At 70.7% G+C, this 24,774-nt stretch carries 21 protein-coding genes; 10 read left to right on the forward strand and 11 right to left on the reverse strand.

Features of this window, described 5'->3' with window-relative positions; all coding sequences use genetic code 11:
- The first annotated feature begins 119 nt into the window (after nucleotides 1-119).
- From gap to FB384_RS23440, 5 genes are all read left to right on the forward strand, one after another.
- Nucleotides 120-1,124, forward strand: coding sequence for a type I glyceraldehyde-3-phosphate dehydrogenase (gene gap / locus FB384_RS23420; protein WP_183786994.1), 1,005 nt, complete (start codon nucleotides 120-122; stop codon nucleotides 1,122-1,124).
- Between the two features lie 3 nt (nucleotides 1,125-1,127).
- Complete coding sequence (locus FB384_RS23425) at nucleotides 1,128-2,366, forward strand: phosphoglycerate kinase (protein WP_183786995.1); 1,239 nt, start codon at nucleotides 1,128-1,130, stop codon at nucleotides 2,364-2,366.
- Nucleotides 2,367-2,595: 229 nt separating this feature from the next.
- A complete protein-coding gene (gene tpiA / locus FB384_RS23430; protein WP_183786996.1) occupies nucleotides 2,596-3,384 on the forward strand; it encodes a triose-phosphate isomerase in 789 nt (262 codons plus the stop codon).
- Nucleotides 3,385-3,443: 59 nt separating this feature from the next.
- Entirely contained in the window at nucleotides 3,444-3,674 is a 231-nt protein-coding gene (gene secG, locus FB384_RS23435) for a preprotein translocase subunit SecG (protein WP_183786997.1), read from the forward strand.
- 47 nt (nucleotides 3,675-3,721) lie between these two features.
- Entirely contained in the window at nucleotides 3,722-4,069 is a 348-nt protein-coding gene (locus FB384_RS23440; protein ID WP_183651390.1) for an RNA polymerase-binding protein RbpA, read from the forward strand.
- 263 nt (nucleotides 4,070-4,332) lie between these two features.
- On the opposite strand, the gene FB384_RS23445 is transcribed toward FB384_RS23440, so the two are convergent.
- From FB384_RS23445 to tkt, 7 genes are all read right to left on the reverse strand, one after another.
- Nucleotides 4,333-5,589 (reverse strand): sensor histidine kinase, encoded by a 1,257-nt coding sequence (locus FB384_RS23445; RefSeq protein ID WP_183786998.1) that lies wholly within the window; start codon nucleotides 5,587-5,589, stop codon nucleotides 4,333-4,335.
- A 163-nt stretch (nucleotides 5,590-5,752) separates the two neighbouring features.
- A complete protein-coding gene (gene pgl / locus FB384_RS23450) occupies nucleotides 5,753-6,529 on the reverse strand; it encodes a 6-phosphogluconolactonase (protein WP_183786999.1) in 777 nt (258 codons plus the stop codon).
- Entirely contained in the window at nucleotides 6,526-7,737 is a 1,212-nt protein-coding gene (gene opcA, locus FB384_RS23455; protein WP_183787000.1) for a glucose-6-phosphate dehydrogenase assembly protein OpcA, read from the reverse strand. The genes pgl and opcA overlap by 4 nt, the downstream gene beginning before the upstream one ends.
- Complete coding sequence (gene zwf / locus FB384_RS23460) at nucleotides 7,734-9,263, reverse strand: glucose-6-phosphate dehydrogenase (protein WP_183787001.1); 1,530 nt, start codon at nucleotides 9,261-9,263, stop codon at nucleotides 7,734-7,736. Before zwf ends, opcA begins: the two co-directional genes overlap by 4 nt.
- A complete protein-coding gene (locus FB384_RS23465; RefSeq protein WP_183787002.1) occupies nucleotides 9,260-10,867 on the reverse strand; it encodes a glucose-6-phosphate isomerase in 1,608 nt (535 codons plus the stop codon). The genes zwf and FB384_RS23465 overlap by 4 nt, the downstream gene beginning before the upstream one ends.
- A 9-nt stretch (nucleotides 10,868-10,876) precedes the next feature.
- On the reverse strand, nucleotides 10,877-11,986 hold the full coding sequence (gene tal / locus FB384_RS23470; RefSeq protein ID WP_183787003.1) for a transaldolase: 1,110 nt from the start codon (nucleotides 11,984-11,986) through the stop codon (nucleotides 10,877-10,879).
- 20 nt (nucleotides 11,987-12,006) lie between these two features.
- A complete protein-coding gene (gene tkt / locus FB384_RS23475; RefSeq protein WP_183787004.1) occupies nucleotides 12,007-14,106 on the reverse strand; it encodes a transketolase in 2,100 nt (699 codons plus the stop codon).
- Between the two features lie 697 nt (nucleotides 14,107-14,803).
- On the opposite strand from tkt, the gene FB384_RS23480 reads away from it, so the two are divergent.
- From FB384_RS23480 to FB384_RS23490, 3 genes are all read left to right on the forward strand, one after another.
- Nucleotides 14,804-15,835, forward strand: coding sequence for a heme o synthase (locus FB384_RS23480; protein ID WP_183787005.1), 1,032 nt, complete (start codon nucleotides 14,804-14,806; stop codon nucleotides 15,833-15,835).
- A gap of 264 nt (nucleotides 15,836-16,099) precedes the next feature.
- Entirely contained in the window at nucleotides 16,100-18,466 is a 2,367-nt protein-coding gene (locus FB384_RS23485; protein ID WP_183787006.1) for a HelD family protein, read from the forward strand.
- Nucleotides 18,467-18,487: 21 nt separating this feature from the next.
- Nucleotides 18,488-19,078, forward strand: a complete 591-nt coding sequence (locus tag FB384_RS23490) for an FKBP-type peptidyl-prolyl cis-trans isomerase (protein ID WP_183787007.1) — start codon at nucleotides 18,488-18,490, stop codon at nucleotides 19,076-19,078.
- Between the two features lie 81 nt (nucleotides 19,079-19,159).
- Here FB384_RS23490 and FB384_RS23495 read toward each other — a convergent pair whose 3' ends face one another.
- Nucleotides 19,160-20,131 carry a quinone oxidoreductase family protein gene (locus FB384_RS23495; protein ID WP_183787008.1) on the reverse strand — a complete coding sequence of 324 codons (972 nt, stop codon included), beginning with the start codon at nucleotides 20,129-20,131 and terminating at the stop codon, nucleotides 19,160-19,162.
- A gap of 122 nt (nucleotides 20,132-20,253) precedes the next feature.
- Here FB384_RS23495 and FB384_RS23500 point away from each other — a divergent pair, with 122 nt between their 5' ends.
- A complete protein-coding gene (locus FB384_RS23500; RefSeq protein ID WP_183787009.1) occupies nucleotides 20,254-20,577 on the forward strand; it encodes a hypothetical protein in 324 nt (107 codons plus the stop codon).
- The gene (locus tag FB384_RS23505; RefSeq protein WP_258938387.1) at nucleotides 20,574-21,455 is read left to right on the forward strand and encodes an ATP-grasp domain-containing protein; all 882 of its coding nucleotides are present in this window, start codon (nucleotides 20,574-20,576) and stop codon (nucleotides 21,453-21,455) included. The genes FB384_RS23500 and FB384_RS23505 overlap by 4 nt, the downstream gene beginning before the upstream one ends.
- 49 nt (nucleotides 21,456-21,504) lie before the next feature.
- On the opposite strand, the gene FB384_RS23510 is transcribed toward FB384_RS23505, so the two are convergent.
- The 3 genes from FB384_RS23510 to FB384_RS23520 form a co-directional block, all read right to left on the reverse strand.
- Nucleotides 21,505-22,458, reverse strand: a complete 954-nt coding sequence (locus FB384_RS23510) for an acyl-CoA desaturase (RefSeq protein WP_183787010.1) — start codon at nucleotides 22,456-22,458, stop codon at nucleotides 21,505-21,507.
- 235 nt (nucleotides 22,459-22,693) lie between these two features.
- Nucleotides 22,694-23,752 (reverse strand): COX15/CtaA family protein, encoded by a 1,059-nt coding sequence (locus FB384_RS23515; protein WP_323985421.1) that lies wholly within the window; start codon nucleotides 23,750-23,752, stop codon nucleotides 22,694-22,696.
- Nucleotides 23,753-23,917: 165 nt separating this feature from the next.
- Nucleotides 23,918-24,709: an ABC transporter permease gene (locus FB384_RS23520; RefSeq protein ID WP_183787011.1), complete on the reverse strand. Its 792-nt coding sequence runs from the start codon at nucleotides 24,707-24,709 to the stop codon at nucleotides 23,918-23,920.
- Between the last annotated feature and the right edge of the window lie 65 nt (nucleotides 24,710-24,774).

Consider the following 24,774-nt stretch of genomic DNA (forward strand, 5'->3'; position numbering starts at 1 on the left):
CGACGTCTCGCACGGGGTATCCGGGTATGGCCTGGTCGCCACGCTAGGGTGTGGTCGTCCCAAGGATGTGCAAGCCGGCCTTCGCGCCGGGTCGAGAACACTGTGAGGAGAGAGCAGACGTGACGGTTCGCGTAGGCGTCAACGGCTTCGGCCGGATCGGCCGCAACTTCTTCCGTGCCGCGGCGGCCAGCGGCCACGACATCGAGGTCGTCGCCTTCAACGATCTCGGTGACGTCTCCACGATGGCCCACCTGCTCAAGTACGACAGCGTGCTCGGCCGTTACCCGGAAGAGGTCACCACGTCCGACGAGGGCATCGTCGTCGGCGGCAAGACGATCAAGGCGCTCGCCGAGCGCGATCCCGCGAAGCTGCCGTGGGGCGACCTTGGCGTCGACGTGGTCGTGGAGTCCACCGGATTCTTCACCAACGCCGAGGACGCCAAGGCGCACCTGTCCGGTGGTGCGAAGAAGGTCATCATCTCCGCGCCGGCCAAGGGTGAGGACCTGACCGTCGTGCTGGGCGCCAACGACTCCCTGTACGACGGGTCGCAGGCGATCATCTCGAACGCCTCGTGCACCACGAACTGCCTCGCGCCGCTGGCCAAGGTGCTCAACGACGAGTTCGGCATCGAGAAGGGTCTCATGACGACGACCCACGCCTACACGGCCGACCAGAACCTGCAGGACGGCCCGCACAAGGACCCGCGCCGTGCCCGCGCCGCCGCGCTCAACGTCGTGCCCACCTCGACCGGTGCGGCCAAGGCCATCGGCCTGGTGCTGCCGGAGCTCAACGGCAAGCTGGACGGCTACTCGCTGCGCGTGCCGGTGCCGACCGGCTCGATCACCGACCTGACCGTCAACCTGTCGAAGAAGGCCACGGTCGACGAGATCAACGCCGCCTACAAGGCCGCCGCCGAGGGGCCGCTCAAGGGCATCCTGCGCTACAGCGAGGACCCGATCGTCTCGTCGGACATCGTCAATGACCCGGCATCCTGCGTCTACGACGCGCCGCTGACGAAGGTCATCGACGACCAGGTGAAGGTCTTCGGCTGGTACGACAACGAGTGGGGCTACTCCAACCGTCTCGCGGACCTGGCCAACCTCGTCGGTTCCAAGCTGTCCTGAGCCATGGCGGTCAAGTCACTCGACGATCTTCTGTCCAGTGGGGGCACCCCCGCCAACGAGGGCGTAGCCGGTGGAGGGGTCGCCGGGCGGTACGTGCTGGTCCGCTCGGACCTGAACGTGCCGCTCGACGGCGCGACCATCACCGACGACGGCCGGGTCCGTGCCGCGCTGCCGACGATCCGCCGTCTCGCCGAGGCAGGCGCACGGGTGGTCGTCACAGCGCATCTCGGCAGGCCCAAGGGAGCGCCCGACGACGCGTACTCGTTGCGGCCCGTCGCCGCGCGGCTCGGTGAGCTGCTCGGCAGCGACGTCCCGCTGGCCGGTGACGTCGTCGGACGCGAGGCCCGTGACGTCACGGCGAACCTGGCCGACGGCCAGGTCGCCATGCTGGAGAACGTCCGCTTCGACCCGCGGGAGACGAGCAAGGACGCCGACGAGCGCGGCGAACTGGCCCGTGAGCTCGCCGCGCTGGTCGGTTCCGGCGCCGCGTTCGTGTCCGACGGCTTCGGCGTGGTGCACCGCAAGCAGGCGTCCGTCTACGACATCGCCCGTGAGCTGCCCGCCTATGCGGGTGGCCTCGTGCTGTCCGAGCTCGAGGTGCTGCGCACGCTCACCGGTGATCCGCAGCGGCCGTACGCCGTCGTGCTCGGCGGCTCGAAGGTCTCCGACAAGCTCGCGGTCATCGAGGCCCTGCTGCCGAAGGTCGACCGGCTGCTGGTCGGCGGCGGCATGTGCTTCACGTTCCTGGCCGCACAGGGCCAGGGCGTCGGCAGCTCGTTGCTGGAGGCCGACATGGTCGAGGTGTGCAAGCGGCTGTTGGCCGAGGCGGGCGACAAGCTCGTGCTCCCGGTCGACGTCGTCGCCGCCGATGCCTTCTCCGCCGACGCGGCCACTCGCACGGTGGGGGCAGGCGAGATCGAGGACGGCTGGATGGGCCTGGACATCGGTCCGGAGTCCGTGCGCCGCTTCGCCGACGCCGCCGGCTCGGCCGCGACCGTGTTCTGGAACGGCCCGATGGGCGTGTTCGAGATGGCGCCGTTCGCCGGTGGCACCCGCGGTGTCGCGCAGGCGATCGCCGACGGCGGCGCCTTCAGCGTCGTCGGCGGCGGTGATTCCGCCGCCGCAGTGCGGCTGCTGGGACTGCCCGAGGACGGGTTCTCGCACATCTCCACCGGCGGCGGAGCCTCGCTGGAGTATCTGGAGGGCAAGGACCTGCCCGGCGTGGCGGTCCTCGGCGAGTGACGCGCGGACCCGACACGGACACGTGCCGATGCGTGCCGAGGGCGCCAGGCCATACGGCCCGGTGCTCTCGGCACGCACCCTCGAGAAGTTCCACCCCAAGTACCATTCGTGATCCGGAAGGTGGCCGCATGACGCGCAAGCCGCTCGTCGCCGGCAACTGGCTGTGCTGTCCATTCAGGGGGAGCTCCGCTCCAACCCGGACCCCCCTCGTCCCCCGGGAGGTGCAGGTATGACGACGCGCAAGCCACTCGTCGCCGGCAACTGGAAGATGAATCTCAACCACCTCGAGGCCATCGCCCTGGTGCAGAAGATCGCCTTCTCGTTGCCGGAGAAGTACTACTCCAAGGTGGACGTGGCGGTCATCCCGCCGTTCACGGACATCCGCAGCGTGCAGACGCTCGTCGACGGCGACAAGCTGCTGCTCACCTACGGCGCGCAGGACGTGTCCCAGCACGCGTCCGGTGCCTACACCGGTGAGGTGTCGGCGTCGATGCTGGCCAAGCTCGGCTGCACCTACGTGGTGGTCGGCCACTCGGAACGGCGGGAGCACCATGCCGAGACCGACGAGGTCGTGGGCAAGAAGGTGCGTGCCGCGCTCAAGAACGACCTCACGCCGATCCTGTGCGTCGGTGAGCCCCTGGAGGTGCGGGAGGCCGGTGACCACATCTCCCACACGACCACGCAGCTCATCGAGGCCCTCAAGGGCCTGAAGACCGAACAGGTCGCCGACGTCGTGGTGGCGTACGAGCCGGTGTGGGCGATCGGCACGGGCCGGGTCGCGACGCCGGCCGACGCGGAGGAGGTGTGCGCCGCCCTGCGCAACGCGCTGGCGGAGAAGTACGGTGCCGACCTCGCCGGTGGGGTGCGCGTCCTTTACGGTGGCTCGGTGAAGTCGGGCAACATCGCCGATCTCATCGCCTGTGAGAACGTGGACGGTGCGCTCGTCGGCGGCGCCAGCCTCGACGGCGACGAATTCACGAAACTCTGCGCGATGGCCGCCGGAGGCCCGCTACCCTGACAGCGTGTGGCACCCGCTACTCTGGGTGCCCTCGCCACCCGCAGTAGACAGAGGATGACATGCAACTGTTCCTGCAAATCTTGTTGGTCGTGACCAGCGTTCTGCTGATCATCGCGGTGCTGTTGCACCGTGGCCGCGGTGGGGGCCTGTCGTCCTTGTTCGGTGGCGGGATGCAGGCCAGCCTGGCCGGCTCGAGCCGGGCCGAGTCGAACCTCGACAAGGTCACGATCGGCCTCGCCGCGGTCTGGATCATCGCGATCATCGGGCTCGGCCTGCTCCTCAAACTCTGATCGGTCGCGTGCCTAGCGCACGCCGGGTTACTGGTGGGTGAGGTTTGATGGTTGGCGGTAACGCGATCCGGGGGACGCGCATCGGCGCGGCCGGTCCGTCGAGCGAATCCGAGCGTGGCGAGACCGCGCCGCGGAGTGTCGTGTCGTACTGGTGCGCCAACGGGCACGAGTCGCGGCTGTCGTTCGCGCTCGACGCCGAGATCCCGGACGAATGGGATTGTCCGAAGTGCGGTCTGCCCGGTGGGCAGGACGTGCAGAATCCGCCGTCGGCGGGCCGGACGGAGCCGTTCAAGTCACATCTGGAGTACGTGAAGGAACGGCGCAGCGACGAGGAGGGCGAAGCGCTCCTCGAAGAGGCCCTGGAGAAGCTGCGGCAGCGCCGCGGCAGGGCCTGACCCACCGCGGACAGGCACCGGCGACGGGCGGAGGCCCGCACCGCCTGCCTGAGACGTGCGACAGGCTGGCACGGCCGCGAGGCCGGCAAGCGTTGCGTTCGCCGGCGACGGAATGATCGTCGCCGGCGAACGTGTGTCTCACGGTGCAGGCTGGCCGCGCGGGTTCTCGCAACCTCGGCTCGGGCGCGACCGGCCCGAGCGGGCCGCTCGCGCCCGTTGGCCTGCCCACGTGGGCGGTGTCGACGAGCAGGGACGGCGAATGGCTACGACGCCGACGACGCCTCCACCGGCTCGGCGTCTCCCAACGGGGTGACCGGGTAGCGAGCCGTGACACAGAACCCGCCGTCGGCCGTGGGCGCCGACTCGACCGTCCCACCGAGCATCCTGGCCCGCTCGGCAAGGCCCGTCAGCCCGAAACCACCCGAGGGCAGGGGGCCGCTGTCGGCCGTCCTCGCAGGCGGGTCGTTGCGGACCTCCACCAGCAGCGCTTCGTCGTCGGCCGACACCTTCACCAGGGTCGTCGCGCCCGGGGCGTGCTTGCGGACGTTGGTGAGCGATTCCTGCACCGTCCGGTAGGCGGCGGCCGACACCTGGTCGGGCACACCCGCGGGAAGCGTGTCGAGCTCGAGTTTCACCGGCACCTGACAGCCGTGCACGAGATCGGGGATCTCGCAGACCTTCGGTGACCCGCCGTCGTCCTCGGCCGACCCCGACCGGAGGAGACCGACCAGGCCGCGCAGCTCTTCGAGCGTGTGCGTGCTCAGCTCCCGGATCGTGCGCGCGGTCCGTTCCGCGTCACCGCCCGGTGCGGCCGCGGTGAGCACCCCGGCCTGCATCGCGATGAGCGTGATGTTGTGCGACACCACGTCGTGCATTTCCCTGGCCAGGCGGGTGCGTTCCTCTGTTCGGACCATCTCGGCGTGCAGTTTGCGTTCTCGGTCCCGACTCGCAGCCAGTTCGGCCAGGCGGGTGGCGAGTTGCTGCCGGGCGCCGATGAGCAGCCCGATCGCCAGCGGCATGCCGGCGACGACAGTGCTGTAGATGATGTCGAGAGCGTGGAGTTGCCAGCTCAGGGCGACGAACTCGTCCAGCGGCCAGAGGATGAAGCGGCACATCCAGACGACCCAGGCGCCGACCCAGACCTGCCAGTGGGTCTGCTTGCGGGTGGCCAGGAACCCCAGCGCCATCATGGCGGCGACCTGCGCCCAACCCGCCATGAACCCGGGTGCGGCGAGCATCAGCACTGTGAACGGGAACCAGCGGCGCAGCAGGAGCGCACCGCAACTGAGTGCCGACAGGTACACCGAGTAGGTCGGTGCGTCGGCGGGGACGACGAGCCACACGTCCAGAACAGCGATCAGGAACACCGAGACGTCGATCACGGTGCTCCGGACCGCGGTGCGGCTCCACAAGGTCGACAGCGAGTTTCGGATGGCGGAGAACGCGAGGCGTACGCGGTGTGCCACGGAGCGCGGGCCCTGAAGCGAGACGTCAGGGAGAAACGTTCCCTCTGTGGTCATGGTCGAGACCTCTCGTCTTGTGGACCTCACCATGAGAGAACATCCTGCCCCGCAGTGTCTCCCTATTCGAGAAAAAGTGTGCGGATGTTAACGCAACGCGCATAAGTTTTTCGTGTGATGCCCCCTGTGCGTGCCGGCGGCGTCACACCTGCGGGTAGTTTTCCTACACGCGCTGTGACCAGGGAAGTTCGGTCGCGGCCTCGGTGTCGAGCAGCCACAGCGTCCTGCCCGTGCCGCGGGCTCCCGCGACCGGAAGCTCGACCTCACCCACGCCGCGGTGCGCCGCAGCGACCGCGCCCGCCTTCGCGGCCCCGGCGGTCACCAACCACACCTCGGTGGCCCGCCGGATCGCCGGGAACGTCAACGACACCCGGGTCGGCGGCGGTTTCGGGCAGTCCCGCACCGCGACCACGGACCGCTCGGCCTCGTGCGCCGCGGGCGTGTCCGGGAAGATCGACGCCGTGTGCCCCTCGCCGCCGAGGCCGAGGAGTATCACGTCGAAAGTCGGCGCGTCGGCGCCGGACGCCACCGTGGCCAGCACCCGCGCATAGGCGGCCGCGGCGGCGTCCGGATCGTCACCGAACTCGCCGTCGGCGGCCGCCATCGCGTGCACCCGCGCGGGATCGACCGGCACGTGGTCGAGCAGCGCCTCGCGGGCCTGCTTCTCGTTGCGTTCCGAGTCGTCCGCCGGGACGAACCGTTCATCGCCCCAGAACACGTCGAGCCGCGACCAGTCGACCGCATCCTTGGCAGGGGAGCGGCGCACCTGTTCCAGGATCGCGATGCCCGTACCGCCGCCGGTGAGGACCACCGACGCCGAACCGCGGGCCGCCTGCGCGTCGGTGAGCGCGGTGATCAGCCGTGCGGCCGTCGCCGCGGCCAGTACGTCGGCATCGGAATGGACGACGACGTCGCCTGCCGGCGAGGCGGAGGTGCTCATGCCCGGCCCTTCCCTGTCTTCGTGGTGGACTGTTTCGACGAGGACGCCGATGTCGACGAGGACGTGGACTTCGCCTTCGACGACGTGCCCGGCGACCGGGTCGACCCGGACTTCGCCTTCGAGCCGGCCTTCGAACCCGACCTACCCTTCGAGCTCGACGTCGACTTCGTGGTGGTCGTGGCCCCGGTGGACGAGGCCCCGGTGGACGATGCCGAGGCCGACGCGGTCTTCGCCGTCGCGGCCGTCCGGGACGAACTGCGACCCGAACCGCGATCCGAACCGCGGCTCCGGGCACCCGACAGCTTCGCCAAGCCACGCAGCGACGCCTCGTACACCTCGTCCGAGTCGAGCCGCCGCAGCTCTTCGACCAGGCAATCGCGGTTGTCGCGCCGGTGCAGGGCCACCTTCCGCATGGGCTGGCCCGGTTGTGTCAGCGTGCCCGTGCGCCCGTCGGGACGTTCGATCGAGACCGGTCCCGACGGACGGTCCAACGTGACGGACAGGATCCCCTGCGCGCTCGAGCTCTTGTTCCGCTTGACCGGCACGTCCAGGTACTCGGCCAGCCAGCCCGCGAGCAGCTCGGTCGACGGCGAGTCACCCTCGCCGACCACCGTGGCGCCGGTGACCTGCTCGTACGGCGGCAGGTCCAGCGCGCCCGCGAGCTGCGCCCGCCAATGGGTCAACCGCGTCCACGCCAAATCGGTGTCGCCGTCGGTGTACGCCTTGGACCGGGACAGCAGCGACCGGATCGGATTCTTCTCGGCCGCCGAATCGGTGATGCGGCGCTGCGCCAGCTTGCCCAGCGGGTCCTTCATCGGCGACTTGGGACCGTTGCTCGGCCACCACGTGACGATCGGAGCGTCGGGCAGCAGCAGCGGCACCACCGCACTCTGCCCCTGATTCGCGAGCGGACCGTACAGCCGGAGCACGACGACCTCGCTGGCACCGGCGTCACCGCCCACCCGGATCTGACCGTCGATGCGAGGAGCCGCCGTGCGGACGCCCTTCGCCACGACGATCACCCGCGACGGATGCTCGCGGCTCGCCTCGTTCGCCGCGTCGATCGCATCCTCGAGCTGTTCGTCGTCCTCGGCGACGATCACGAGCGTCAGGACCCGGCCCAGCGCCACCGCGCCGCCCCGTTCCCGCAGCTCGACCATCTTCTTGTTCAACTGCGACGTCGTCGTCGACGGCAGGTCGATGATCACGGGCGCCTCCAGTGACGGCCTGTGCGCTCCAACATCCGGTCCGCCGACGGTGGTCCCCAGCTGCCCGGTGCGTACGGCTCGGGACTACCCCGTTCGGCCCAGTGCTCCAGCACCGGATCGAGGATCTTCCAGGACAGCTCGACCTCCTCGTTCACCGGGAACAGCGACGGCTCGCCCAGCAGCACGTCGAGGATCAACCGCTCGTAGGCCTCCGGCGAGCTCTCGGTGAACGAATGGCCGTAGCCGAAGTCCATCGTCACGTCCCGGACCTCCATGGTGGTGCCCGGAACCTTCGACCCGAACCGCATCGTGACACCCTCGTCCGGCTGCACCCGGATCACCATGGCGTTCTCCCCGAGCTCCTCGGTCGAGGTGGAGTCGAACGGCAGGTGCGGCGCCCGCTTGAACACGACGGCGATCTCCGTCACCCGCCTGCCCAGTCGCTTGCCGGTGCGCAGGTAGAACGGCACACCGGCCCACCTGCGGTTCTGCACCTCGAGGGTGACCGCGGCGTAGGTCTCGGTCGTCGACTCCTTGCGGAACCCGGCCTCCTGGGCCAGTCCGGGCACCTTCTTGCCGCCCTGCCAGCCGCCCGCGTACTGCCCGGCCGCGGTCGTCTCGTCGAACGGGCCGACCGCCTTCGTCGCGCCCAGCACCTTGACCTTCTCGGCCCGCAGCGCGCCGGGTTCGAACGAGACCGGTTCCTCCATCGCCGTCAGCGCGAGCAGCTGCAGCAGGTGATTCTGGATGACGTCGCGGGCCGCGCCGATGCCGTCGTAGTACGCGGCACGGCCCCCGAGGCCGATGTCCTCGGCCATCGTGATCTGCACGTGGTCGACGTAGTGGGCGTTCCACAGCGGTTCGAACAGCTGGTTGGCGAACCGCAGCGCCATGATGTTCTGCACCGTCTCCTTGCCGAGGTAGTGGTCGATGCGGAACACCGACTCCTCGGGGAAGACGTGGTTCACCACGGAGTTGAGCTCCTGGGCGCTGGCGAGGTCGTGACCGAACGGCTTCTCGATCACGACGCGGCGCCAGGTGTCCTCGTCGGAGTCGGCAAGCCCGCTGCGGGAGAGCTGCTTGGTCACGATCGGGAACGCCCACGGCGGGATGGACAGGTAGAACGCCGTGTTGCCGCCCGTGCCGCGTTCGGCGTCCAACTGGTGCACCGTCTCCGCCAGCCGGTCGAACGCGTCGTCGTCGTCGAACGTGCCCTGCACGAACCGGATACCTTCCGCGAGCCGGTTCCAGACCGACTCGCGGAAGGGCGTACGCGCGTACTCGGCAACGGCGTCGTGAACGACCTCACCGAAATCCTGGTTCTCCCACTCGCGGCGGGCGAACCCGATGAGGGAGAAGCCAGGGGGCAGCAGCCCGCGATGGGCCAGGTCGTAGATCGCCGGCATCAGCTTCTTGCGGGACAGATCGCCCGTCACGCCGAAGATCACCAGGCTGGACGGCCCGGCGATGCGGGGGAGACGTTTGTCCCTGGGGTCGCGGAGCGGATTGGTCCAGCTGCGCGTCATCGATGGAGCTCCTGTACGGCACGCACCAGCTCGGCGAGACCGGCCGCGCGGTCGGTCAGGTGCAGCCGCAGCACGGGCCTGCCGTGGTCGGCGAGCACCTGGCCGTCGCCGAGGGCCTGCGCCAGCTGAAGCGTGCCCAACGTGTAGGGACGGTCCGGCACCTGCAGGTCCTCCTCGGACGCGCCGGTGAGCTGCAGGAACACCCCGTTCGGATGGCCGCCCTTGTGGTACTGACCCGTCGAGTGGAGGAACCGCGGGCCCCAGCCGAACGTGGTCTGCACCCCGGTCCGCTTGGCGAGCTCGGACCGCAGCAGCGCCGCGGACGCGTCGTCCAGCCGGTCGAGGTAGGCCTGTACGGCGAGATAGCCGCCGTCGGGGACCGTGGCGGTGAACTCCCGCAGCATGTCGGCGAGCGACCCTTCGGCGCTCGTGCCCGCAGAGGCGTAGACCTCCACCGCGCCGGCCACGGCCGCGGGCGCGGAGGTCGCGTGGAGGGCATCCGGATCGTCGAGCAGCGAACGGGCCGCCTTTTTGGCGGCCTCGACGTCGGGCTGGTCGAACGGGTTGATGCCGAGCAGCCTGCCCACCATCGCGACGGCCGACTCCCACAGCAGGAACTGTGCCCCGAGCGAGCCTTCCGCGGCGATCCGTGCGCCGTTGCCTGCCGGGCCGATCGCCACCGGGGTGGCGTCGCCGCCCGCATCGCCGAACCCGGGGGCGTCCGGGCCTTCGACGACGACCGGCAACAGGCCCGTGCCCTGCTTGCCCGTCGACTCGGCGATGAGCTGCTCGGCCCAGTCGCCGAACCCGGTGATCCCCGATCCGGTGTCGGCGAGCACGAGCTTCTCGGCACCACCGTCGTGGGCCGCGGCGAACGCCGCCGCGAGCCGCAACGCCGGGTTCTCCGACGTGTCGGCGGCCAGCACGTCGGCGACCAGCGCCGCCTGGTCGAGCAGCCGCGCGACGTCCGCCCCCGCCAGACCGGCGGGCACGAGGCCGAACGCGGTCAGTGCCGAGTAGCGGCCGCCCACGTGCGGATCGGCGAGGAAGACCTTGCGGCACTGCTCCAGCTCCGCCAGCGGCGAGCCAGGATCGGTCACGACGACGATGCGCCGTGCCGGGTCGATGCCCTCCTCCTCGAAGGCGGCGGCGAACACCCGGCGGTGGCTGTCGGTCTCGACGGTGGTGCCGGACTTCGACGACACGACGAGCACGGTGCGGTCCAGGTCGCCCGCGAGCGCGTCGGCCACCTGGGCGGGATCGGTCGTGTCGAGGACCGTGAGCGACACACCCTCCGTCGCGGTGATGACCTCCGGTGCGAGCGACGAACCGCCCATCCCGGCGAGTACCACGCGGTCCACGCCTTCCGAGCGCAGATCGTTGCGCAGCGCCTCGATCTCACCGATCAGCGGACGCGACGTGCGGTGCAGCCCGGTCCACGACAGACGGATCGACGCCTCCGACTCGGCGTCGGAGCCCCACAGCGTCGCGTCCTGGGCGGAGAGCTCGCTCGCCACCCCGTCGGACACCAGCTTCTCGAGCAACGGTGCCGCAGCGGCCTCGAGTGCGGGATCGACGGTGATCCCGATCTGTTGAGCGCTCATCTCCGCGTCTCAGCCCTTCGCCTTCTCGAGCTGGCCCGACACGGTGTCGAGCAGCTCGCCCCACGACTTGTCGAACTTCTCCACGCCCTCGTTCTCGAGCGTGATGAACACGTCGGTGATGTCGATGCCGGCGGCGGCCAGCTTGTCGAACACGGCCTGGGCCTGCTCGGCGGTGCCGGACACCGTGTCGCCGGTGACGTTCGCGTGATCGGCCGAGGCCTCCAGCGTGGCCTCCGGCATCGTGTTGACGGTGCCGGCGACGACCAGCCCGTCGACGTAGCGCGTGTCGGAGTAGTCCGGGTTCTTCACACCGGTGGAGGCCCAGAGCGGACGCTGCGGGTTCGCTCCGTCGGCCTTCAGGGCCTGCCACCGTTCGGAGGAGAACAGCTCCTCGTAGGCGGCGTAGGCGAGCCGGGCGTTGGCGATGGCGGCCTCGCCACGGAGCCCGAGTGCCTCATCGGTGCCGATCGCCTCGAGTCGCTTGTCGATCTCGCTGTCCACGCGGGACACGAAGAACGAGGCGACCGACTGGATGGCGGACAGGTCGTGGCCGTTGGCCTTCGCCTGCTCCAGGCCTGCGAAGTAGGCGTCGATCACGGCGCGGTAGCGCTCGACCGAGAAGATCAGCGTGACGTTGACGCTGATGCCCTGGGCGAGCGTCTTCGTGATGGCGGGCAGACCCTCCTCGGTGGCAGGGATCTTCACCAGCACGTTCGGCCGGTCGACCGTCTTCCACAGGTCGGCGGCCTCGGCGACGGTCTTGTCGGTGTCGCGGGCCAGCCCCGGGTCGACCTCGATCGACACGCGGCCGTCGAGGCCGCCGGTGCTTGTGTACACGTCGCGGAACACGTCCGCGGCGTTGCGCACGTCCGTGGTGGTCAGCTCACGCACGGTCGCGTGCACGTCGGCACCGCGCGCCGCGAGCTGGCGAACCTGCTCGTCGTAGGCCTCGCCGTCGGACAGCGCGCCCGCGAAGATCGTCGGGTTGGTCGTGACGCCCACGACGTGCTTGTCGCGGATCAGCTCGGCGAGATTGCCGGAGTTGATCCGGTCGCGGGACAGGTCGTCGAGCCAGATCGACACGCCGGCCTGGGACAGAGCCGCAAGGTTGGTGCTCATCAGATGATTCCCCAATCCGGTCAGGAGTTCTTGTCCAGTGCGCGGCGGGCCGCGGCGACCACGGCCTCCGCGGTGAAGCCGAACTCACGGAACAGCGTCTTGTAGTCGGCGGAAGCGCCGAAGTGCTCGATCGAGACGATCTCGCCGCCGTCGCCGACGAACCGGTGCCACGGCTGGGCGATGCCCGCCTCGACGGCGACCCGCGCCTTCACGGTCGGCGGGATCACGGCGTCGCGGTAGGCCTGGTCCTGGCGATCGAACCACTCGACACACGGCATCGACACGACGCTCGCCGCGACGCCGTCGGCTTCCAGCGCCGCCCTGGCCTCGACGGCCAGCTGCACCTCGGAGCCGGTCGCGATGAGCACGACCTCCGGGTTGCCGTTGGACGCCTCGGCCAACACGTAGCCGCCCTTGGCGACCCCTCCGGCGTTCGTGCCCTCGAGCACCGGGACGTTCTGCCGGGTCAGTGCCAGGCCGGTCGGGTGCTGGGTGTCCTCGAGAGCGGCCTTCCACGCGGCGGCCGTCTCGTTGGCGTCGGCCGGGCGCACGACGCTCAGCCCCGGAATGGCGCGCAGCGAGGCGAGCTGTTCGATCGGCTGGTGCGTCGGCCCGTCCTCGCCGAGGCCGATCGAGTCGTGCGTCCAGACGTAGGTCACCGGCGCCTTCATCAGGGCGGCCAGGCGGACGGCGGGGCGCATGTAGTCGCTGAAGATCAGGAACGTGGCACCGTACGGGCGAGTGCCGCCGTGCAGGGCGATGCCGTTGAGGATCGAGCCCATCGCGTGTTCACGCACGCCGAAGTGCAGGTTCCGGCCGTACGGGTTCATCGTGAACATGTCCGTCGACGCGGACTCCGGGCCGAACGAGTCGGAACCGTTGATGATGGTGTTGTTGCTCTCCGCCAGGTCGGCAGAGCCGCCCCACAGCTCGGGCAGCACGTCCGCGACCGCGTTCAGGACCTGACCGGAGGCCTTGCGCGTGGCCACGCCCTTCTCGTCCGGCTCCCACGTGGGCAGCTGCTCGGCCCAGCCCTCCGGCAGCGACCGGGTGCGCAGGCGGTCGGCGAGCTTCTTGCGCTCCGGGTTCTGCGTGGCCCAGGCGTCGAAACGCTCCTGCCACTGCGCACGCTCGGTCTTGCCGCGCTCCAGCGCCTTGCGGGTGTGGTCCAGCACCTCGTCCTCGATCACGAAGCTCCGGTCCGGATCGAAGTCGAGGGCCTTCTTGACGCTGGCGACCTCGTCGGCGCCCAGTGCGGCGCCGTGGGCCTTGCCGGTGTCCATCTTCGTCGGCGCGGGGTAGCCGATCACCGTGCGCAGCAGGATGAACGACGGCTTGTTCGACTCGGCCTTCGCCGCGGCGATCGCGTTCTCGAACGCGACGACGTCCTCACCGCCGTCGACGACCTGCACGTGCCAGCCGTAGGCCTCGTAGCGCTTGGCCGTGTCCTCCGACAGCGCGACGTTCGTGTCGTCCTCGATGGAGATCTTGTTGTCGTCGTAGATCACCACGAGGTTGCCCAGTTCCTGCCTGCCCGCGATCGAGGAGGCCTCGGACGTGACGCCCTCCTCGATGTCGCCGTCGGAGGCGATCACATAGACGTGGTGGTCGAACGGGCTCTCGCCCGCAGGGCTCTCCGGGTCGAGCAGGCCGCGCTCGCGGCGGGCGGCCATGGCCATGCCCACCGCGTTCGCCAGGCCCTGGCCGAGCGGCCCGGTGGTCGTCTCCACGCCGGGTGTGTGCCGGTACTCGGGGTGGCCCGGGGTCCTCGACTCCCACTTCCGCAGCTGCTCGAGGTCGGCCATCTCGAGGCCGTAGCCCGCGAGGAACAGCTGGATGTACAGCGTCAGGCTCGAGTGGCCCGCCGACAGCACGAACCGGTCACGCGCGGGCCACTCCGGGTCGGCCGGGTCGTGGCGCATGGTGCGCTGGAACAGCGAGTAGGCCACCGGCGCCAGGCTCATCGCCGTGCCGGGGTGGCCGCTGCCGCAGTGCTCGACCGCGTCGGCGGCGAGGACGCGGACGGTGTCCACGGCGCGGGTGTCGACATCGGCCCAGTCGGCCGGGTAGTTCCGGCGCAGCAAGGGGTTGTTCTCCGCGGTCGAGGCGTTTTCCGACACTAGAACTCGGCTCCTGATCGTCTTTGGTTGAAGCTGTCTTCGGTGCGCGCCGCGGGTCGGCGGACGCTGTGTTGTCGTGGCGAACGTTGTCGTGGCGAACGGTTTGGGTTGTCGTGGCGAACGGCTGTCCGGCGAACCGTCGCCGGGCGGACGGCCGCCGGGGCGAACCGCTGTCCGGCGAACCGTTGTCCGGCGACCGTTGTGCTTCGACAGTCGCTGTGCTTCCACACCGGCCGTTTCCGCACACACCACACTGTGTTCTGCGGTGCACGCTGTTCTCCGGCGCACGTTGTTGTGCCCGGAGTGTGTGTCCGGACACCACAGCGTGCGTCGGGGCAGTGAGCGTCGTTGCCGCCGTGGACACGTGCTGCGACCGCGTGGACGCCGACACCGCGATCTTAATCGATCAGGCGCCGTGTGCCCATGGTGCTCGCCGGGTGGGTGCCGGCCGGGTGGCCGACGCGGTCAGCGTAATCCGCGCGTCCCGGCGGCGCGCCCGGGCGCGCCGCCGGGACGCGCGCGGTGTGACACGGCCGGCGCCTGCGTGCCCGCGAATGTGACGTGCGCTGCGCCGCGGGGTGCCGTGCGCCGGGGTCCGGCAGGGCTCTACTACCCTTTGTCACGGAAACGGCCGATCCGCGGCCGTCACGGCGTCTGAGCCGTCACGGTCCGACCCGAATCTGACGCAGGGAGCGACATGTCGTTGGTGCACGCTGCGCATCCGCCACATGGGCGCAGTGGTCACACCAGCGCCGGCAACAGCAACGTCGACGGTGCCGAGGTGGCCGGTGGTGGGGGAGCCGGTGCCGAGGGCGGGCCGTCGGGTGGCAGGCGCGGCGTGCGCGGTGCCGTCGCGGCCTACGCGGCCCTGGCGAAGCCGCGCGTGATCGAGCTGCTGCTCGTCACCACGATCCCCGCGATGTTCCTGGCGGGCCGCGAGATCCCGAACCCGTGGCTGCTGCTCGCGACGCTCGTCGGCGGCACCATGGCGGCCGGCAGTGCCAACGCGCTCAACTGTGTCGTCGACGCCGACATCGACAAGGTCATGAACCGCACGAAGAAGCGGCCGCTCGTGCGGGACACGGTGCCGCGCACGAATGCGCTGATCTTCGGGCTCGTGCTCGGCGCGGCGTCGTTCGCGCTGCTCTACGCCACGGTCAACCTGCTGGCGGGGCTGCTCGCGATCGCGACGATCCTGTTCTACATCTTCGTCTACACCCTCGGGCTCAAGCGGCGGACGCCGCAGAACGTCGTCTGGGGCGGCGCTGCGGGCTGCATGCCGGTGGTGATCGGCTGGGCCGCCGTGACCGGCACCGTCGAATGGCCTGCCTTCGTCATGTTCGGCGTCATCTTCTTCTGGACGCCCCCGCACACGTGGGCGCTCGGGATGAAGTACCGCGAGGACTACGAACGCGCGGGCGTCCCGATGCTGCCCGTCGTCGCGAGCCCGCTGCACGTCGCGAAACAGATCGTCATCTACTCGTGGGTCATGGTCGGCTGGACGCTGCTGCTGGTCCCGGCCACGAGCTGGCTCTACGCGGCCTTCGCCGGACTGGCCGGCGCGTGGTTCCTCTTCTACGCCCACAGCCTGTACGCCGGCGTCAAACGTGGCCGCGAGACCAAGCCGATGGCGTTGTTCCACCGTTCCAACACGTATCTCATGATCGTGTTCGTCGCGCTCGCCGTCGACGCCGCGATCGGCATGCCGGTCCTCGGCCTGCCGTTCTGACCTGTTTGTCGCGCCGCTGGGATCGCTCGGGCAGGCGGCACCGCCGCCGTGCGCCCAGGCTGCCGGCGTCGTCCCGGCGTCCCTGACCTCGCGATGCGCGCGTTCGGCTCCGCGACTTCGCCTCCTCGCCCGCCGGGGTACCGGCGTGAGGGGCGACCCGCGGGGTGGGCGGGGTGGGTTACTCATCCCGTCTCCCGGGAATTCATGCGCGGCCGCGGTCGTTGAACCTCGGCCGAACCTCCCCACGTCCGAAAGGCGCCGCCCTTGTCCGTGTCCGCCGACGCTCGGGCCACCGAAACCGGTAAGACCACCGCGATCGCCGAGGAACAGGAATACGTCACCGGTCTGTACACCGCCCTGGACGCCGAGCGCGAGCTCGTCGCCCGGAGGCTGGCCGACAGCCTCCGCGCCGTCGACGACGGCGAACCGCAGGCACAGGCCGAACGCGAGGCAGCGACGACCACCTACAGCGATCGCATGGCACAGCTGAAGTCCGTGGAGCAGGGGTTGTGCTTCGGCCGGCTCGACTTCACCGACGAGCGGCTCGCCCGTGGCGATGTCGAATCGCCGCTGTACATCGGCAGGCTCGGGCTGTTCGACGAGTCCGACGACTACCGGCCGCTGCTCATCGACTGGCGGGCCCCGGTGGCCCGTCCGTTCTACCTGGCCACCGCCGCGTCCCCGGACGGCGTGCGCAGGCGCCGGCACCTGCGCACCCTGACCCGGCGTGTCGTGGACGTGGACGACGAGGTGCTCGACCTGGGGTCCGAGGGCGACAGCGACCACCTCGGCCTGGCGGGTGAGGCCGCGCTGTTGTCCGCGTTGGAGCGGCGGCGCACCGGCGAGATGAGCGACATCGTCGCCACCATCCAGGCCGAGCAGGACCGCATCATCCGCGCCGACATGGGCGGTGCGCTGGTCGTTCAGGGCGGTCCCGGAACCGGTAAGACCGCTGTCGCGCTGCACCGCGCTGCGTACCTGCTCTACACCTACCGTAGGCAGCTCACCACCCGCGGCGTGCTGGTCGTCGGTCCGAACAGCACGTTCCTGCGCTACATCGGCCAGGTGCTGCCGTCGCTGGGTGAGACCGGGGTGCTGCTGGCCACGGTCGGGGAGCTGTATCCCGGACTCGAGGCCGTCGGCACGGACACCCCGGAGGCCGCGGAGATCAAGGGGCGCATCGTCATGGCCGACGTGCTCGCACGGGCGGTGCGGGATCGGCAGACGGTGCCCGACGACGTGATGCGCATCGACGCCGAGGACAACGACGTGCTGACGCTGGAGCGGCGCACCTGTGAGCGTGCGCGGGAGAAGGCGCGGGCCACGCTCAAGCCGCACAACGTGGCGCGCCGCGTGTTCGTCGACACGCTGCTGGACGCGCTCGCGGAGCAGGCCGTGGCTCGGCTCGAGTCCAGCGTGCTCGACGACGTCCCGCAGGTCCCGCTGACCGAGGACGAGGCCGACGACGGCGTGCTGCTCGACGAGCGCGATTACGCGACGATCCGACAGGAGCTGACCGAGGACCGCGCGGTGCGCGCCGCGCTGCACGCGCTGTGGCCCAAGCTGACGCCGCAGGAACTGCTCGCGGACTTGCTGACCGACGCCGATCGGCTGGCCTCGGCCACCGAGGGCTCGCTGTCCGCCGCCGACCGGGACGCGCTCCTGCGCAGCCCCGGCTCGTGGTGGACGCCCGGTGACGTGCCGCTGCTCGACGAGCTCGCCGAGCTGCTCGGTGAGGACGACACCGAGGCCAGGCAGCGGCGCGAACGGCGCGAACGGGAAGAGCGTGCGTACGCCGAGGGCGTGCTGCACGTGCTCGAACAGGACGACGAGATCCTCGACGAGGACCAGATCCGCGTACGTGACGTCCTCGACGCCGAGATGATCGCCGAACGGCAGGAGGCCCGGAGCAACCTGACCGCCGCCCAGCGGGCCGCGCAGGACCGGACATGGACGTTCGGGCACGTCATCGTCGACGAGGCGCAGGAACTGTCGGCGATGGATTGGCGCACGCTCATGCGGCGCTGCCCGAGCCGCTCGATGACGCTGGTCGGCGACGTGTCGCAGACCGGTTCGAGGGGCGGCACGTCCTCCTGGGGCGAGGTGCTCTCGCCGTACGTCGGCGATCGTTGGCGGCTGCGGGAACTGACGGTGAACTACCGCACGCCCGCCGAGGTGATGGACGTCGCGGCCGGGGTACTCGCGGCGATCGACCCCGAGCTGCAGGCGCCGCAGTCCGTGCGCGACACCGGAGTCCTGCCGTGGCAGTGCCGCGCCGACCGCGGCGACCCGGCACCCGTGCTGCGGTCCGTTGTGGATGGTGAACTGGCCGAAGTGGACGGCGGCACGGTAGCGGTGGTCGTGCCCGAGACCCTGGCGGATGTGACGTTCGACTCGATCGCGGCCGACACCGATCGCGTGTCGGTGCTGACCGTCGGCCGGGCGAAGGGGCTGGAGTTCGACGCGGTGGTCGTCGTGGCACCGGACGAGATCATCGCCGAGTCGCCGCGTGGCCTGAACGACCTGTACGTCGCGCTGACGCGTGCCACCCAACGGCTGGGGATCGTCCACACCGGGCCGGTGCCCGCCGCGCTCGATGCCGCGGTGTCAGGTGCGGAAATCGCCCACTGAGCGGGCGGCTAGGGTAGGCGCATGCGCAAAGCTGGCAAAATCCTGATCGCGGCTGCCGCCGCCACGGCGCTCGCGGCGTGCTCGCCGTCCCTGGAGGAACCGACCGACCAGCCGGCGGGCGAGCAGAACTCGCACACGCCCGCACCCGTGTCGGTGTCCGAGAGCGCCGCCTCCGACAGCGCCGACGGCGGCGGGCACGCCGGAGGGGGCAACGGTGCCGCCACGTGTGCGGCCGACGACGTCACGGTCGACACCTCGGCCGCCGAGTCGCAGGTCGAGATCCCGCGTGATTGCGCGGCACCGGCACAGGTCCTCACCCGTGATCTCGAATCCGGGTCCGGTGCGGCCGCGACGCCGCAATCGACGGTGCAGCTGGACTACACCGTGTTCGGCTGGTCCGACGGCAGCGTCGCCGACAGCGGAACCGCGTCGGTCGACCTGTCGGCGCAGGCGGGGGAGATCGAGGGCTGGCCGCAGGGCCTGGAGGGCGTCCGGCAGGGCGGCGAGCGGCTCATCGTGCTTCCGCCCGACCTCGGCTACTCCGAGCAGAGCGGGAACCCGCTCGCCGGTCAGAACCTCGTCGTGGTGGCCGAGATCACCGGCATCGCCTGACGCGGACCGTCCCCACGTCGCGAACCCGCCCCCAGCCGCGCCGGTGAGGCACCGCTGGGGGCGGTCGTACGTCCGCGGCCGTCACGGGACGAGCAGCACCTTGCCGGTGGTGCGGCGGCCCTCGAGGTCCTCGTGGGCGGTGCGCGCGTCGGCCAGCGGATACCGCGCCCCGACCCGGACGTCGAGCGTTCCCGCGGCCACGGCCGAGAACAGCTCCCCGGTACGCCACGTGAGCTCGTCGCGGGTGGCGACGTGGTCGGCGGCCGTCGGGCGCGTGAGGTACAGCGATCCGCCGGAGTTGAGCACCTGCGGGTCGATCGGCGGCACCGGGCCGCTCGAGGCGCCGAACAGCACGAGCATGCCCCGCCTCCGCAGGCACCGCAGGCTCGCCTCGTACGTGCTCGCACCGACGCCGTCGTAGACCACGGCCACGCCCTCGCCGCCGGTCAGCTCGTCGACCGCCTCGGCGAAATCCCGGTCCGTGTAGCGGATCACCTCGTCGGCGCCCGCCCGGCGCGCGAGCGTCTCCTTCTCCGCCGTCGACACGGTGCCGAGCACGCGGGCACCCTTCGCCTTGGCCAGCTGGGTCAGCAGCAGTCCCACCCCGCCCGCGGCCGCGTGCACGAGGATCGTGTCGCCTGCTGCCACGGGATACGTCGAGTTGACGAGGTAGTGCGCCGTGACTCCTTGGAGCATCACCGCGGCCGCCGTCTCGGCGGGCACCGCGTCGGGCACGGGAACGGCGACGTTCGCAGGGATGAGAGCCCGCTGCGCGTACCCGCCGGGATGGCCCTGCCAGGCCACGCGGTCGCCTGGCGCCAGTCCGGTGACGCCGGAACCCACCTCGGCGACCGTGCCCGCGCCTTCGAGGCCCGGCGTGTACGGCAGGTTCATCGCGTAGACGCCGGCGCGCTGATACGTGTCGATGTAGTTGACCCCTGCGGCGGCGACATCGACCAGCACCTCGCCGGGGCCGGGCGAGGGCACCTCGACGTCGGCGGGGGTGAGGACCTCCGGACCTCCGGTCCGCTCGATCCGGATGGCTGTGGGCATGCGGGTTCCTCCTCGGCGAGGTTCGTCGGACGTGACGGCTCCGACCTTAGAGCCCGCACCATGATCGTGACGTGGAGCGCGTCCCTGCCCCGTACTGCGGGACCGGCCCCTACACTGTCGCCGTGGCTGAGACCGAGAGCACCGAGCAGACCCCGGCCGAGCCGACCAAGGCGCAGGTGACCGCCGCGCGCGGGTTCGTCGCCGAGCACGGCGCGCCGACGAAGGCCGTTGTGGAGCGGATCGGGCGCCTGGGCGCCCGCGTCGTGCTGGTGGGCGCCGACGGCGCCATGGGTGACGTGGTCGTGCCGAGCACGGAAACCGGCACGGCGCTCGTCGAGGCGATCGACGACATCGAACCCGCCGAATGGGATTCGGACACCGTGAACGCCACGGTGATCGGCGCGGAGCACCGCCGCACGATGGCCGGTCCGCGCGCTCGCGCGTGATCGGGGCGAAACGTACGGCCCTGCTGGTCGGCTGCAGCCGAGTACCGCAGGGCGACGGGGACGAACGCGCAGTTCCGGACGCCCTCGCGGATGTCGGGGTCGACACGCGGTGGGCCGTCTGGGACGACCCAGCCGAGGACTTCGCGGCCGCCGACATCGTGATTCCGCGATCGACGTGGGACTACACGGAGCGGCGCGACGAGTTCCTGGCGTGGTGCGCGTCGGTACCGGGACTGGCGAACCGGGCGAGCGTGGTCCGCTGGAACACCGACAAGGCCTACCTGCTCGACCTCGCCGCCGCCGGTGTCGATGTCGTGCCCACCGAGCTGGCCGCGCCGGGTGAGACGCCGGAGTGGCCGGACCGCGACTTCGTCGTCAAGCCGTCCGTCGGTGCGGGATCGCGGCGTGCGGCGCGGTTCACACCCGCGGGCCGCGACGCGGCGACGCGCCACCTCCGCGCGCTGCACGACGACGGCCACACGGCCCTCGTCCAGCCGTATCAACCCGCGGTCGACAGCGAGGGCGAGACGGCGCTGGTGTTCTTCGGCGGCCAGTATTCGCACGCGTTCACCAAGGGGCCGATGCTCAGCGGTGCGGACCTGCACGAATCGGGGCTGTTCGTCACCGAGAAGCTGGCCAGCGCCGCTCCGGAGGGGCCGTGGCGGGCGCTCGCGGAGGACGCGCTCGACGCAGCCGCCACCAGGCTCGGCCTGCGCCGTAGCGAGTTGCTCTACGCCCGCGTCGACGTGGTGCGGACCGCCGCCGGTGAGCCTGCGGTCCTGGAGCTGGAGGTCAGCGAGCCGAGCCTGGGATTCCGTCAGGCCGACGCCGGCGCACCCGTGCGGTTCGCGTCGGCGGTGCGGGCCGCGCTGAGGTGACCGGACGGTGCTGCCCGCACCAGCGGGCGGGCAGCACGCGCTCGCGGTGTCAGGCGGCGACGCGCTTGGCGGCGAGCCGCTCGGGCTTGGGCCAGCGGACACCCCGGACCCAGCCGAGCTTCTCGAAGATCCAGATCAGCCGGGCGGAGATGTCCAGCTGGCCGCGCAGCACCCCGTGCCGGGCGCACGTCGGGTCGGCGTGGTGGGAGTTGTGCCAGGACTCGCCCATGGACAGAATCGCCAGCGGCCAGAAGTTGGAGGCCTTGTCGCGACTGGTGAACGGACGCTCGCCGACCATGTGGCACACCGAGTTGACCGACCACGTCACGTGGTGGGAGAAGGCGATGCGGACTAGCCCTGCCCAGAAGAACGCGGTCACCGCACCCCACCAGGACCAGGTCACGAGTCCGCCGATGAGTGCGGGCAGGCCGAGGCTGGCCACGATCCACAGGGCGAAGAACCGGTTGACGATCTTCAGGTCCTCGTCGGCGAGCAGGTCCGGTGCGAACCGCTGGTAGTTCGTGACGTCGCGCTGGAACATCCACCCCATGTGGGCGTGCCAGAAGCCGCGCAGCAGCGCGCCGGGGGAGGTGCCGAACAGCCACGGCGAGTGCGGATCGCCCTCCCGGTCGGCGAACGCGTGATGCCTGCGGTGGCTGGCGACCCAGAAGATCACCGATCCCTGCACGGCCATGCTGCCCGCGATGGCGAGTGCGATGCGCAGCGGACGGCCGGTCTTGAACGCGCCGTGCGTGAAGTAGCGGTGGTAGCCGACGGTCACGCCGAGCGTCCCGATCGTGTAGAAGCCCACGGCGAGGCCGAGGTCGAGCCAGCTGAGTCCCCAGCCCCAGGCGAAGGGGACCGCGATGATCAGCGCGGCGAACGGGATGAGCAGGAACGTCTTCAGCACCAGCATTTGCCCTGTCGTGCGGGCTTCACCGAGAAGGGGCTTCGGTCCGGACGTTCCGGATGTGGTTTCCGGTGCCTGTTCGGCAGTGCTCATGGGGAGGTGCGACCTCGTCTCGATGCGGTGGCAGGGGAGTGGGACGGTCTCGCGCCCGCGGCGGAGGCGGGCGTCGGGGCCGCCGGTGGGCGGCGCCGGTCGGAGAATACCGGCCCGCCACGGGGCCATGGGCACTTCCGTAGTGACAGGTGACGAAACGTACGGTCGGCCGCGGTCGGCGCCGGCGTGAACGATCCGGTGGCATCGGTGATGGCGGCAGGCGGCCGGGCGAGGGTCAGTGGGACGTGGTGCCCGCGGCGGGGCCGGGCGCCGGAGTGTCGGACGGAGTGTCCGCCGGATCCGCGGGCTCCACGGCACCGGCCGGGGCGGGGTAGTGGCTGACTGCGGTGCCGCGGTCGCGAGCGGCGCACCAGAGCGCGGACACGGCGACGATGACGGCGGCGGAGCCGAGGACGTGGAACGACACGAGCTCCTCCGGAACACCGAGTTGGTACTGCACGCTGCCGAGCACGCCCTGGGCCAGCGCGACGACCCAGACCATCGCGTACCTGCGCCGCAGCGCGGGCGGCGGCGGAGTCTGTGCTCGGTGGCGCCGTGCGGCGACCCCGAGTGCGGCGAGGATGGCGAGGAACACGACGAGCAGCCCGCCGTGGATGAACGAGAGCGTTTCGATGGGCGCGTCGAACCGCGGGGTTTCGGGGTCGCCGCCGTGCGGTCCTGCGCCGGTGACGGTGGTGCCGGCGGCCAGCAGTGCGGCGAGGGAGACGACCAGTGCCTGCAGCAGCGGCCGGTGCCGCGCGGGCAGGACGGGGCGGGGTTCGTCGTCGCCTTCGTCGAGGGCGTACAGCAGCTGTGTGGCGAGCCAGACGAGAACGGCGGAGACGAGGAAGTGGATCGCGACCGTCCACCACAACAGGCCCGTGACGACCGTGAGGCCGCCGATGATGGCCTGGGCGACGACGCCACCGGGCATGGTCCACGCCAGTGCGACGAGTCGGCGGCGGCCGGGGTGGTCGAGCTTGATGCGCCAGGCCACGATCACGCAGAGGGCGGCGACGATGCCGACGATGCCGGTGAGCAGGCGGTTCCCGAATTCGATCCACTGATTGAACATCGCGTACTCGGCGTGCTCGACCGGGAACATGCTGCCGGGGAAGCACTGCGGCCAGGTGGGGCAGCCGAGACCGGAGCCGGTGACGCGCACGATCGAGCCGGTGACGCCGATGCCGCCCTGGGTGATGATCGCGGCGATCGCGATGGTGCGTTGCACCGCGCGGGACGGATAGGGCAGGCGGCCGACGAGCGAGGACAACCGCTCCACGAATGCGCTCACACTACAGATTGTAGGGGCAGCGCGGAGCGCTTCCGGTTGGGTGGTGGTGGGAGAGGGGCTGGCCGTAAGAGGTGGCGCGAAGCGCCTCGTTTTGGTAGGTGGCGGGAGAGGTGCCCGAGGCGCCCTTGGGGCATCCAACGCCGCACCTGTGACGTGGCCCCGGAGTCAGGTGAGTTTCGTCGTCCTCGTGGCGACCGCGGCGGCGAGGGCCGTCCAGACGGCGAGCACGGCACAGGATCCCGCGGAGAACGTCCCGTCGACGAGAGCGGCGTGCAGCCCTTCCGCGAGCGCCCCGGACGGCAGGAGCGCGACGACCGTCGCGTAGGCGTCGGGCAGGGCGGACGGAACCATGAGGATCCCGCCGGCGAGCAGCAGGACGAACCACACGATGTTCGCGAGGGCCAGAACCGCCTCCGCCTTCAGCGCGCCGCCGAGCAGCACGCCGAGCGCGCCGAAGCACAGCGTGCCGAGCACGAGCGCGGCGACACCGAACGCGATGCCTGCCGCCGAGGGCGACCAGCCGAGCAGCGCCGCGACGCCGCCGAGAATCAGCACCTGCAGGGTGACGACGACGAGCGCGGCGACGAGCCGGCCCGCGACGAGCAGCCACCGTGGCAACGCCGTGGCGGCGAGTCGTTTCAGCACGCCGTACCGCCGGTCGAAACCGAGCGCGATGGCCTGGCCGGTGAACGCCGAGGACAGCACCGCAAGGGCGAGGATCCGCGGAGTGATCCAGTCGACGCGGGGCATGTCGGCGAACTCGCCCGCGGGCAGCACGTCGAGCAGGCTGAGCCCGAGGAGCAGGGCGAGCGGGATGAGCAGCGTGAGCAGGATCTGTTCGCCGTGGCGCAGCGTGAGTGCCGTTTCGACGCGCGCGTGGGCGGCGAGCATGCGCCCGAGCCGGCCGCGGCCGGGTGCGGGCGTGAAGGTGCCGGGGGCGAAGCGGGACGTCGTCATGTGCGCAGCTCCCGTCCGGTCAGTTCGAGGAAGACCTCTTCGAGATCGCGTCTGCCGACGTGCAG

This window comes from Prauserella sediminis (assembly GCF_014195435.1).
GTDB lineage: Bacteria > Actinomycetota > Actinomycetes > Mycobacteriales > Pseudonocardiaceae > Prauserella > Prauserella salsuginis.

What these genes read in the sequence shown, in the direction of transcription:
- FB384_RS23425 (WP_183786995.1), top strand. Translation starts at nt 1,128, where the DNA reads ATGGCGGTCAAGTCACTCGACGATCTTCTGTCCAGTGGGGGCACCCCC.
- tpiA (WP_183786996.1), top strand. Translation starts at nt 2,596, where the DNA reads ATGACGACGCGCAAGCCACTCGTCGCCGGCAACTGGAAGATGAATCTC.
- secG (WP_183786997.1), top strand. Translation starts at nt 3,444, where the DNA reads ATGCAACTGTTCCTGCAAATCTTGTTGGTCGTGACCAGCGTTCTGCTG.
- FB384_RS23440 (WP_183651390.1), top strand. Translation starts at nt 3,722, where the DNA reads ATGGTTGGCGGTAACGCGATCCGGGGGACGCGCATCGGCGCGGCCGGT.
- FB384_RS23445 (WP_183786998.1), bottom strand. Translation starts at nt 5,589, where the DNA reads ATGACCACAGAGGGAACGTTTCTCCCTGACGTCTCGCTTCAGGGCCCG.
- pgl (WP_183786999.1), bottom strand. Translation starts at nt 6,529, where the DNA reads ATGAGCACCTCCGCCTCGCCGGCAGGCGACGTCGTCGTCCATTCCGAT.
- zwf (WP_183787001.1), bottom strand. Translation starts at nt 9,263, where the DNA reads ATGACGCGCAGCTGGACCAATCCGCTCCGCGACCCCAGGGACAAACGT.
- FB384_RS23465 (WP_183787002.1), bottom strand. Translation starts at nt 10,867, where the DNA reads ATGAGCGCTCAACAGATCGGGATCACCGTCGATCCCGCACTCGAGGCC.
- tal (WP_183787003.1), bottom strand. Translation starts at nt 11,986, where the DNA reads ATGAGCACCAACCTTGCGGCTCTGTCCCAGGCCGGCGTGTCGATCTGG.
- FB384_RS23480 (WP_183787005.1), top strand. Translation starts at nt 14,804, where the DNA reads ATGTCGTTGGTGCACGCTGCGCATCCGCCACATGGGCGCAGTGGTCAC.
- FB384_RS23490 (WP_183787007.1), top strand. Translation starts at nt 18,488, where the DNA reads ATGCGCAAAGCTGGCAAAATCCTGATCGCGGCTGCCGCCGCCACGGCG.
- FB384_RS23495 (WP_183787008.1), bottom strand. Translation starts at nt 20,131, where the DNA reads ATGCCCACAGCCATCCGGATCGAGCGGACCGGAGGTCCGGAGGTCCTC.
- FB384_RS23510 (WP_183787010.1), bottom strand. Translation starts at nt 22,458, where the DNA reads ATGAGCACTGCCGAACAGGCACCGGAAACCACATCCGGAACGTCCGGA.
- FB384_RS23520 (WP_183787011.1), bottom strand. Translation starts at nt 24,709, where the DNA reads ATGACGACGTCCCGCTTCGCCCCCGGCACCTTCACGCCCGCACCCGGC.